Consider the following 9,706-nt stretch of genomic DNA (forward strand, 5'->3'; position numbering starts at 1 on the left):
CGGCCGCAGCGGCGCGGCGCTCAAGTCCCTGCCGTGACGCGCCTCCCCGGCCGATCCGGCGTCGCCGTGCGCCGGGGAGCGCTCCGCAGGCGCGGCCCGCCGCCGGCTGCCCGGATCGCGGCGCCCGTCAGGGCGCCGCACTCCGCCCATCAGGGCGCCGCACCTCGCCCGTCAGGGCGCCGCGATCCGCCCGTGATGCCCGTCGAGCGCGGCCTCCTCGCTCGGGCGGCTCTCCCGGACCGCCTCGGCCCGGCGCAGGTCCGGGAAGGTCGCCTCGGCCACGAGGTCGGCGAGGGCCTGGTCGAGGGGCTGGGTGCGGGTCTGCGGGCTGCCCAGCCGCCGCACCGAGACCGTGCGCTCCTCGCCCTCGCGGCGCCCGACCACCAGCATCACCGGCACCTTGGCGTGCGAGTGCTCGCGGACCTTGTAGTTGATCTTCTCGTTGCGCAGGTCCGCCTCGACCCGCAGGCCCGCCGCCTCGGCGGCCCGCAGGACCTGCCGGGCGTAGGGGTCGGCGTCGCCCGTGATGGTCGCCACCACCACCTGCACGGGGGCGAGCCAGAGCGGGAAATGGCCGGCGAAATGCTCGATCAGGATGCCGGTGAAGCGCTCCATCGAGCCGCAGATGGCGCGGTGGACCATCACGGGCGTCTTCTTCTGCCCGTCGGCGTCGACGTAGAAGGCGCCGAACCGCTCCGGCAGGTTGAAGTCCACCTGCGTGGTGCCGCACTGCCAGTCCCGCCCGATGGCGTCGCGCAGCACGTACTCGAATTTCGGGCCGTAGAACGCGCCCTCGCCCGGGTTGATGGCGGTCTTGATGCGGCCGCCGGACTGCTCCTCGATCTCGGCGAGGACCCGGGTCATCACCTCCTCGGCGTGGTCCCAGAGCGCGTCCGAGCCGACACGCTTCTCCGGCCGCGTCGAGAGCTTCACGACGATCTCGTCGAAGCCGAAATCGGCGTAGGTCGAGAGGATCAGGTCGTTGATCTTCAGGCACTCGGCGGCGAGGTGGTCCTCGGTGCAGAAGATGTGCGCGTCGTCCTGCGTGAAGCCGCGCACCCGCATCAGGCCGTGCATGGCGCCCGACGGCTCGTAGCGGTGGACGACGCCGAACTCGGCCATCCGCAGCGGCAGGTCGCGGTAGGATTTCAGCCCGTGCTTGAAGATCTGGACGTGGCCCGGGCAGTTCATGGGCTTCAGCGCGAACCAGCGCTTGTCCTCGGCCTCGTCGCCGGCAGACTGGGCCGCGAACATGTTCTCGCGGTACCAGCCCCAGTGGCCCGACGTCTCCCACAGCGCCTTGTCGAGGATCTGCGGGGCGTTGACCTCGGCGTAGTCGCCCTTCAGGCGCCGGCGCATGTAGGCGATGAGGGCCTGCATCAGGGTCCAGCCCTTCGGGTGCCAGAACACCACGCCCGGCCCCTCCTCCTGGAAATGGAAAAGGTCCATCTCGCGGCCGAGGCGCCGGTGGTCGCGCCGCTCCGCCTCCTCCAGGCGGTGCAGGTAGGCGTCGAGCTCCGCCTGGGTCGCCCAGGCGGTGCCGTAGATGCGGCTCAGCATCGGCTTCGTCGAGTCGCCGCGCCAGTAGGCGCCCGCCACCTTCATCAGCTTGAAGGCGGTGCCGACCTTGCCGGTCGAGGTCATGTGCGGGCCGCGGCAGAGGTCGAACCACGTGCCCTGGCGGTAGATCCTCAGGTCCTCGCCCGCCGGGATCGCGTCGACGAGCTCGACCTTGAAGGCCTCCTGCTTCTCGGCGAACAGCGCGCGCACGGCGTCGCGGGCCCAGACCTCCTTGGTGAAGGGGGCGTCGCGCGCGATGATCTCGCGCATCCGCGCCTCGATCGCCGGGAAGTCGTCGGGCGAGAACGGCGTCTCGCGCGCGAAGTCGTAGTAGAACCCGTTCTCGACCACGGGGCCGATCGTGACCTGGGTCTCCGGCCACAGCGACTGCACTGCCTCCGCCAGCACGTGGGCGCAGTCGTGGCGGATCAGCTCCAGGGCGCGGGGGTCGGTGCGCTCGAGGAACTCGATGCGGGCGTCGCGCGCGATCACGTCGTCGAGGTCCTGGACGGTGCCGTCGAGCGCCATGGCGACCGTGCGCCTGGCCAGCGACTTGGCGATGCCCTCGGCGACGGCGCGCCCGGTGACGGCGCCCTCGTAGGCGCGGGTGGCGCCGTCGGGAAATGTCAGGATCGGCATGGGACGGAGGCTCTCCTCGGGGCTCACTCCTGCGCACCGTGCAGGTAAGCCGGGACGGTCGGAATCCGGCGCGGGACGGCCGGAGGGCCGCCCTCATAGCAGCGGCGGGGACAAATGACAGCCGGCTCAGCCCTCGACGGCCTCGCACAGGGGCGGCGGGGCGTTGACGCCGCGCCAGCGGCCGTAGGCCCAGGGCCGGTGCCAGGCCGCCGCCTCCGGCGGCCGGTCGGGCACGAGGTCGACGCCGTGGGTGCCGAAGGGCCCGCAGCGGCAGATCCGGGACAGCCCCATCCAGCCCCCGGCCCAGAGCCCGTGGCGCTGGATCGCCTCGTCCGTGTAGGCCGAGCAGGAGGGCCAGTGCCGGCACTGGCGCCCGGCGAGGCCGGAGAGCGTGAGCTGGTAGGCCCGGATCGCGAGGTGCGCGCCGCGGCGGACCGCCGTCGTGCCGGCACCGCGCCGGGCACCGGCGCCCTGCGCCCCGCCCGGCCTCACGCCGGCACCGCCTCGCGCCGGGCCGCGATCTGGTCGAGGGCGTCCACCACGGCGTCGAAGGTGAGCAGCGTCGAGGCGTGCCGGGCCTTGTAGTCGCGCACCGGCTCCAGCACCGCGAACGCGGCCCAGGGGCCCTCCGGGGCGGGCCCGCCCTCCTTCAGCATCCGGCGCACCGCGTCGCGCAGCTCCCGCAGCTCGGACGCCGTCGCGCCGACCACGTGCCGGGCCATGAGCGAGGCGGCCGCCTGCCCGAGCGCGCAGGCCTTCACGTCGTGGGCGAAGTCCGTGACGGTGTCGCCCTGCGTGACGAGGTCCACCGTCACGGTCGAGCCGCACAGCTTCGAGTGCTTGCTGGCGCTCGCCTCGGGGGCCGGCAGCCGCCCGAGACGCGGGATCTCCGCCGCGAGGGCGAGGATGCGTGAGTTGTAGATGTCGTCGAGCATGGCGGGTCGTACTTTGGACGAGAGGGGATCGGGAGACGGCGGTCCCGACTTGACCGCGGCCTGTGGATCTCGGCGAGCGGATCGGGACGGAGCGAGTATCCTGGCGCCTGGACCTGGGCTTGACGTGGTGGACGGCGGTGATCTGCTGCGCGCCCGGCGCATTGCGTGGCCGGGGCGAACCCACGATATAGGCCGCGTCGCGCAAGTCCGCGAGGCGCGGCCCTGTCGGGGCGCACGGGATTTCGGCATGGCTGCCCCGCGACCATCGGGCAGGCCGGGTGGGAGGCGTCATGGATGCGGTGCTGAAGTCCTTGTCGGTCCGGGCCCCGGATGCGGCCGACAAGCGCAGCGACGCCCCCCGCGCGGAGCGGGTCACCGAGCGCCCGACCCGCCAGGAGGCCGAGGCCGCCGTCCGCACGCTCCTGCGCTGGGCCGGCGACGACCCGGAGCGCGAGGGCCTGCGCGAGACGCCGCAGCGGGTGGCCAAGGCCTACGAGCAGATCTTCGGCGGCTACCGCCAGGACCCCGACGGCATCCTCGACCGGGTGTTCGAGGAGGTCGAGGGCTATTCCGACATCGTGCTGGTGCGCGACATCGCCTTCCACTCGCATTGCGAGCACCACATGGTGCCGTTCATGGGGCGCGCCCACATCGCCTACTACCCGCGCCGGGGCGTCGTCGGGCTCTCGAAGCTCGCCCGGGTGGTCGACGCCTACGCCCGGCGCCTCCAGACCCAGGAGACCATGACGGCCCAGATCGCCGAGACGATCGACGCCGTGCTCAAGCCCCGCGGCGTCGCCGTGATGGTGGAGGCCGAGCACCTCTGCATGGCGATGCGGGGCGTGCAGAAATCCGGCGTCTCGACCCTCACCACGCAGTTCACCGGCGTGTTCAAGCAGGACGCGAACGAGCAGGTCCGCTTCCTCACCCTGGTGCGCGACCGCCGCTGATGGGACAGCATCCCGCCTTCGCGGCCCCGGGCTCGCGGGCCGAGATCGAGGAGGGGGCGGCCTTCACGCCCCGCTTCGGCCCGGACGGGCTCATCACCGCCGTCGCGGTCGACGCCGGGACCGGCGCGCTGCTGATGCTCGCCCACATGAACGCCGAGTCGCTCGCGCGCACCCTCGCCACCGGCGAGGCCTGGTACTGGTCGCGCTCCCGGGGCGAGCTCTGGCACAAGGGCGCCACCAGCGGGCAGATCCAGAGCGTGGTGGAGATCCGGGTCGATTGCGACCAGGACGCCCTGCTGCTGCGGGTCCGGGTCGGCGGCGACGGCGGCTGCTGCCACACCGGCCGGCGCGCCTGCTTCTACCGCACCGTGACCTACGACCCGGCGACCGGGCAGGCCGGGCTCGCGCCCGTGGCCGGGCCGGGCCAGGAGGGCGGCGCCCGGGCGGGCTGAGCCCGGGCGCAGACCCTGCGGCGCGCGCCCGTGCGGGCGGGGCGGGCTCCGCCCGTCCGCCGCGGCGGGCCCGGCGGCTTCACGCCCCTGTCACGCAGCCCTGGCACAGGGGCGCGGCCGCGGGGCCTGGGCCGATCCCTTCGCGGCCGCCCCGCGGCGCGTACGCAGTCCAGCGCGATCCTGTGATGAAACCCTCGCCGTTGACGATCGCTTGACCGATCCGGGGCAAGCTGAGCGGAGATCGGCCCGGCAGAGGTCAGGCGCCATGATGTGGGACGGCATCGCACTCTTCTCGGGGACGCCCGTCCGGCGGTTCGCCGACGGTGCCTCGCTCGGGTCCGGCGGGGCCGCGCCCGGGCCCGAGCCGCAGCCGCGCCGGCCCAAGGTCGGCCTCGCCCTCGGCGGCGGCGCCGCCCGGGGCTGGTCGCATATCGGGGCGATCGAGGTGCTGCGGGGCGCCGGGATCGAGCCCGACATCATCGCGGGCTGCTCCATCGGCGCGGCGGTCGGGGCCTGCTTCGCGGCCGGCAAGCTCGAGGAGTTGCGGGAATTCTCCCGGACGCTGACCAAGCGCCGGGTGATGGGCCTGCTCGACTTCCACATCAGCGGCTCGGGCCTCATCGCCGGCGAGCGCCTGCGGCGGCTCCTCGAGCGGGACCTCGGCGGCAGCCGGATCGAGGAGCTGCCGATCACCTTCGCGGCCGTCGCGACGGAGCTCGGCACCGGCCACGAGATCTGGCTCACCAAGGGCGGCCTCGTCGAGGCGGTGCGGGCCTCCTACGCCCTCCCGGGCATCTTCGATCCGGTGAAGGTCGCCGGACGCTGGCTGATGGACGGGGCGCTGGTCAACCCGGTCCCGGTCACGGCGGCCCGGGCGCTCGGGGCCGACGTGGTGATCTGCGTCAACCTCAACGGCGACATGCGGGTGCGGGGCACGGTGATCCAGTCCCACGGGGCCGAGGGGGCCGACGCCGTGATGGAGGCGGCGGCCGAGGCCGCCGTGGCCCTGCCGGGCGAGCCGCGGCGCTGGCCCCTGCTCGGGGCCCGCCGGCCGCGCCCCAAGCCCCGGGTCGAGACGGGCGGGCCGAACGGCATCGCCTCCGTGATGATCGACGCCTTCAACATCACGCAGGACCGGATCTCGCGCTCGCGGCTCGCGGGCGACCCGCCCGACGTGATGATCAACCCGAAGCTCGCCCAGATGGGCCTGTTCGAGTTCCACCGCGCCGAGGAGTGCATCGAGCTCGGACGCCAGGCCACCCGGCGCATGCTGCCGGAGATCCACGAGATCATCGCGGCCGCGGTGGCGCCGACCTGAGCCCGCGGCCCCCGGGCGACCCGCCGCCTCACGCGGTGGCGATGTACTCGCGCAGGGCCTGGTGCTCGGCCTCCACCGAGGCGATCCGGTGCTTGACCACGTCGCCGATGGAGACGAGGCCGATCAGGCGGCCGTCCTCCACCACGGGCACGTGGCGGAAGCGCCCCTCGGTCATCAGTTCCATCACCTCGTCGACGGCGGTGCCGCGGGTGCAGCTCACGACCTTCGGGGTCATGTGGCGCGAGACCGGGGTCTCGAGCGCCGCGCCGCCGCCGCCCACCACCGCCCGGATGATGTCGCGCTCCGACAGGATGCCCAGCACCGTCTGGCCGGCGTCGCTGACCACGAGGGCGCCGATGCCCTTCTCGGTGAGCAGGGCCGCGGCCTCCGCCAGGGTGCGGTGCGGCTGCACCGTCACCACGGTGCGGCCCTTCTGCGACAGGATACGCGCAACGGTCATCATTACCCTCCCTCACGTCCGGTGCGGCCGACGGGTGGTGACCACGGGCACGCCGGCACGCTCGTGTTGGGGGCGAGTGTGTGGCCGCCCGCCGAGGGTTGCAAGCACCCCCGGGGGCAAGCGCCGGAATTTGCCCCCGGTTCAGCGCCGGCCGAGGCGGTCGAGGAGGGGCAGCGCCAGGAAGCCGGCGACGAAGCCGCCGAGATGCGCGTCCCAGGCGACCGCGGACTCGCTGATGCCGAACGGCACCGCCATGATCCCGAACAGCAGGTTGGTGACGAGCCAGATCACCAGGAACACCGTGGCGGCGCGGTTGCGCAGCAATTCCGGGATGGTCTGGAGGCGCGTCGCCACCGGGCGCTGCCAGGGCGGGGTGCCGGGCGCCACCGGGCCGTCCGGGGGCTGGAAAGCGAAGCGCACCGCCGCCGCCATCAGGCCCGAGACGCCCGCCGAGGCGCCGATCAGCGGCACGGTGCTGAGGGGGTCGAGCGCGACGTGGAGCGCGGCCCCCGCCACCGTCGAGACGAGCGCGATGGCGCCGTAGCGCCACGCGCCGCAGCGCCGGGCCACCGGCGTGCCGAAGGCGGCGAGCCAGACGCCGTTGAGGAGCACGTGGGTCCAGGACCCGTGCAGCAGCGCGTAGGTGGCGAAGGTCCAGGGCATCGCCCCCGGCTCGGCCAGGATGTAGGCCGCGAAGGCCTTGCGGGCCTCGACCTCCAGGAACCCGCCCTGCGCCTCGGCGGCGGCCCGCAGGATGTCGGCGCCCCGGTCGGGATCGAGGGCGGCGGTCCAGCGGGCCGGCACCAGGGCGAGGTCCACCAGGACGGTGATGTCCCAGGAATCCGGCAGGAGGAGCACCCGCACGGCGTGGATCAGCACCATCAGGCCGACCGAGGCCGTGACCACGGCCGGCATGTTGAAGACCGGCACGCGCGGCGGGCGCGGGAAATCGGGGGTCGCATCCATGGCGCCACCATGGGGGTCTCGCGGCCCGCGCCGCAAGTCCGGCCCGCCCCGCAAGTCCGGGCGCCGCCGCGCGCACGGCGCGCCCGTGCCAAAAAAGAAGGGAGAGCGTCGCCGCTCTCCCCGAAACGGGACGGTCGCGCCCGGATTCGATCCGGGTGCGGACGCCGTCCGGACCGTGACGGCGCGGGCCGCGAGGCCCCCTTCCCTTCGCCCCCGGGCCGGCTCCCGGCGCCCCTCTCGGGGCGCCGCCGGACCGATCCGAAGGCGCGTCGTAATCGCGCGGGTACGCGCAAGATGCAACGGCAATAGATCGGTAACGTTAACAAAACCTTGCACTCTCGCGCCTGGGCCGATCGGCATAGGGTCTGCTCAACCGAATCATGCCGGGCGGACGGCGCCCCGATTTGGTCAGCCGACCGTCACCGCCATCGATCGAACCATCAGCGACTGTGCCATAACGAGACGCCATGAAGCACCCGACCAGCCGCATGCTGCACGCCTACTGGAACGGATTGCGCGGCGCCCGTGCAGCGCCGGAACGCGGCGAGATCGAGCCGGGGGAGATCCGGCACGTCCTCGCCGACAGTCTGATCCTCGAGATCGACCCGGGCCAGCGCGGCGCCACCGTGCGCCTCGCCGGCACCCGGCTCTGCGCCCTGTTCGGGGGCGAACTGAAGGGCCTGGCCTTCGCGGGGCTGTGGGGGGACGCCCCCGCGGCCGATCCCTGGCGGCTGATCGAGGTGGTGATCCAGGAGACGGTCGGCGTGGTGGTGGGCCTCGTGGGCGTCACCGACGAGGGCGAGACCCTCGACCTCGAACTGCTGCTGCTGCCCCTGCGCCACCGCGGCAAGACCCAGTCCCGGGTGATCGGCGCGCTCTCGCCCGCCATCATCCCGACCTGGCTCGGCCTGCGCCCGATCACGGCGGTGCGGACGGTGTCCCTGCGCATCCTGACCGCGGCGGAGCCGCCCGCCGCCGAGGCGGAGCGGCTGCCGTCCCCCGCCAACGACGAGCCCGGCCCGGAGCGCCGCCGCCGCTTCATCGTGCATCGCGGCGGCCGGAGCTGACCGCTTCCCCTTCCCTGCCGGCGGCCGAGCCCCGCGAGGCCCGGCGCGACGCCCGGCGGCGGCGCCGGGACCCCGGCGGTCCGCTTCCGTTCCGCCGCCGCTCGCGGATCCCGTCCGGAAATCCTTAACTCCTGTGGCGCAGAAAGGCGGGGCAGGTCCGGATGCCTCATGGAGGAGGTCGCACCCCATGGCCCAGGCCACGCCGCTCAGCGCCCGTTTCGCCGCCGGCAGGGCCGTGGACCGGCGCCGGCACTTCCGGGTCCCGGTCGCGCTCCTGGGCCGCTACATGCTCGCCGACCGGCAGGAATATCCCTGCCAGACCGTGGACATGTCGCCCGGCGGCGTGCGCGTGGTCTGCGCGGTCTGCGGCGCGGTCGGGGAGCGCGCCGTGATGTACCTCGAGCATGTCGGCCGGATCGAGGGCACCATCTCCCGGATCCTGCCGGGCGGCTTCGCCCTCGCGATCAGCGCGACGCCGCGCAAGCGCGACAAGATCGCCTCGCAGCTGACCTGGCTCGCCAACCGCGCCGTCCTCGGCCTGCCGGAGGACCGCCGCCACGAGCGCGTGGTGCCGCGGCAGGCCCTCACCACGATCCGCCTCGACAGCGGCCGCGAGGTCCCGGCCCGGGTGGTCGACATCTCGCTCTCGGGCGCCGCCCTCGCGTGCGAGAGCGAGCTGCCCCTCGACGTCGGGGCGCTGGTCGGACGCACGCCCTGCAAGATCGTGCGCCACTTCAAGGGCGGGCTCGCCGTCGAGTTCCGGCTGCCGCTCTCGCCCGACCGCTTCGACGAGAACCTCGTCCTCTGAGGACGACCGCGCCGCGGTGCCGCGCGGGCCCTGCGGGGCCGTGGCGTCGAGCGCGCGGCCTCTCACGCGCCCGTCGCGCCGAGGGCGCGGCCGCCGCTTGCCGGCACTCTCCCGCCCGTCGCCCGGCCGCACGGTCGGGCGCCGCGCCGGCGCGCCGAGCCCCCGGCCCCGCCTTCCCGCCATGGTGCAGCTCCGGTTAAGCCGATCCGCGCGGTTCGAGCTCTCGTCCTAGCCGGCCCTTGGGGCTGCCGGAAACCGGCCGCCGCGGGCCCGCCGACCGCTAAAATTGCGCGCATCGGCTTCAGCGCCGCCGAGCGGTTGCGCCGCCATCCTGCGTCTCGACACGGGGATGGCAGCGATGACGATCGGGCTCGGGATCAGGACGAAGAGGGTGGTGCTCGGGGTCGCGGCGCTGCTCGCCGCCTGCGGGAGCGCGCCCGCCCAGACGCTCGCCGCCCTGCCGGCGCTCCCGGCCCCGAGCGTCTCGGCGGCGGAGATGGGCCAGGCCCGCCCGATCGCCGCCTGGGTCGAGTTCTGCCAGCGCTACGCGT

10 protein-coding genes and 1 pseudogene are annotated in these 9,706 nt (G+C 74.0%); 6 read left to right on the top strand and 5 right to left on the bottom strand.

Annotation, left to right across the window (positions count from 1 at the left end):
• Nucleotides 1-171 precede the first annotated feature (171 nt).
• The 3 genes from thrS to DT057_RS32275 form a co-directional block, all read right to left on the bottom strand.
• Nucleotides 172-2,199, bottom strand: a complete 2,028-nt coding sequence (gene thrS / locus DT057_RS32265) for a threonine--tRNA ligase (protein ID WP_128566124.1) — start codon at nt 2,197-2,199, stop codon at nt 172-174.
• Nucleotides 2,200-2,325: 126 nt separating this feature from the next.
• Nucleotides 2,326-2,691 carry a membrane protein insertion efficiency factor YidD gene (gene yidD / locus DT057_RS32270; RefSeq protein WP_128566125.1) on the bottom strand — a complete coding sequence of 122 codons (366 nt, stop codon included), beginning with the start codon at nt 2,689-2,691 and terminating at the stop codon, nt 2,326-2,328.
• Nucleotides 2,688-3,134 (bottom strand): iron-sulfur cluster assembly scaffold protein, encoded by a 447-nt coding sequence (locus DT057_RS32275; RefSeq protein ID WP_128566126.1) that lies wholly within the window; start codon nt 3,132-3,134, stop codon nt 2,688-2,690. The genes yidD and DT057_RS32275 overlap by 4 nt, the downstream gene beginning before the upstream one ends.
• A 290-nt stretch (nt 3,135-3,424) precedes the next feature.
• On the opposite strand from DT057_RS32275, the gene folE reads away from it, so the two are divergent.
• From folE to DT057_RS32290, 3 genes are all read left to right on the top strand, one after another.
• Entirely contained in the window at nt 3,425-4,084 is a 660-nt protein-coding gene (gene folE / locus DT057_RS32280; protein ID WP_128566127.1) for a GTP cyclohydrolase I FolE, read from the top strand.
• A complete protein-coding gene (hisI, locus tag DT057_RS32285; protein WP_128566128.1) occupies nt 4,084-4,536 on the top strand; it encodes a phosphoribosyl-AMP cyclohydrolase in 453 nt (150 codons plus the stop codon). The genes folE and hisI overlap by 1 nt, the downstream gene beginning before the upstream one ends.
• A gap of 265 nt (nt 4,537-4,801) precedes the next feature.
• Nucleotides 4,802-5,854: a patatin-like phospholipase family protein gene (locus tag DT057_RS32290; protein ID WP_128566129.1), complete on the top strand. Its 1,053-nt coding sequence runs from the start codon at nt 4,802-4,804 to the stop codon at nt 5,852-5,854.
• A 28-nt stretch (nt 5,855-5,882) separates the two neighbouring features.
• Here the strand turns inward: DT057_RS32290 and DT057_RS32295 are convergent, their stop codons facing one another.
• Both DT057_RS32295 and DT057_RS32300 read right to left on the bottom strand, forming a co-directional pair.
• Nucleotides 5,883-6,314, bottom strand: coding sequence for a CBS domain-containing protein (locus DT057_RS32295; protein WP_128566130.1), 432 nt, complete (start codon nt 6,312-6,314; stop codon nt 5,883-5,885).
• Between the two features lie 141 nt (nt 6,315-6,455).
• Complete coding sequence (locus DT057_RS32300) at nt 6,456-7,280, bottom strand: rhomboid family intramembrane serine protease (protein WP_128566131.1); 825 nt, start codon at nt 7,278-7,280, stop codon at nt 6,456-6,458.
• Nucleotides 7,281-7,747: 467 nt separating this feature from the next.
• On the opposite strand from DT057_RS32300, the gene DT057_RS32305 reads away from it, so the two are divergent.
• The 3 genes and pseudogenes from DT057_RS32305 to DT057_RS32315 form a co-directional block, all read left to right on the top strand.
• A complete protein-coding gene (locus tag DT057_RS32305; RefSeq protein WP_128566132.1) occupies nt 7,748-8,347 on the top strand; it encodes a PAS domain-containing protein in 600 nt (199 codons plus the stop codon).
• A gap of 187 nt (nt 8,348-8,534) precedes the next feature.
• Nucleotides 8,535-9,155, top strand: a complete 621-nt coding sequence (locus DT057_RS32310; protein WP_128566133.1) for a PilZ domain-containing protein — start codon at nt 8,535-8,537, stop codon at nt 9,153-9,155.
• A 358-nt stretch (nt 9,156-9,513) separates the two neighbouring features.
• A pseudogene (locus DT057_RS32315) lies at nt 9,514-9,706 on the top strand (transglutaminase-like cysteine peptidase); the annotation flags it as partial.

Source organism: Methylobacterium crusticola (assembly GCF_003574465.1).
Lineage (GTDB): Bacteria > Pseudomonadota > Alphaproteobacteria > Rhizobiales > Beijerinckiaceae > Methylobacterium > Methylobacterium crusticola.

Excerpts from the sequence above, each read along its gene's own strand:
- DT057_RS32300 (WP_128566131.1), bottom strand. The coding sequence starts at position 7,280 with ATGGATGCGACCCCCGATTTCCCGCGCCCGCCGCGCGTGCCGGTCTTC.
- hisI (WP_128566128.1), top strand. The coding sequence starts at position 4,084 with ATGGGACAGCATCCCGCCTTCGCGGCCCCGGGCTCGCGGGCCGAGATC.
- folE (WP_128566127.1), top strand. The coding sequence starts at position 3,425 with ATGGATGCGGTGCTGAAGTCCTTGTCGGTCCGGGCCCCGGATGCGGCC.
- DT057_RS32290 (WP_128566129.1), top strand. The coding sequence starts at position 4,802 with ATGATGTGGGACGGCATCGCACTCTTCTCGGGGACGCCCGTCCGGCGG.
- thrS (WP_128566124.1), bottom strand. The coding sequence starts at position 2,199 with ATGCCGATCCTGACATTTCCCGACGGCGCCACCCGCGCCTACGAGGGC.
- DT057_RS32310 (WP_128566133.1), top strand. The coding sequence starts at position 8,535 with ATGGCCCAGGCCACGCCGCTCAGCGCCCGTTTCGCCGCCGGCAGGGCC.
- DT057_RS32305 (WP_128566132.1), top strand. The coding sequence starts at position 7,748 with ATGAAGCACCCGACCAGCCGCATGCTGCACGCCTACTGGAACGGATTG.
- DT057_RS32295 (WP_128566130.1), bottom strand. The coding sequence starts at position 6,314 with ATGACCGTTGCGCGTATCCTGTCGCAGAAGGGCCGCACCGTGGTGACG.
- DT057_RS32275 (WP_128566126.1), bottom strand. The coding sequence starts at position 3,134 with ATGCTCGACGACATCTACAACTCACGCATCCTCGCCCTCGCGGCGGAG.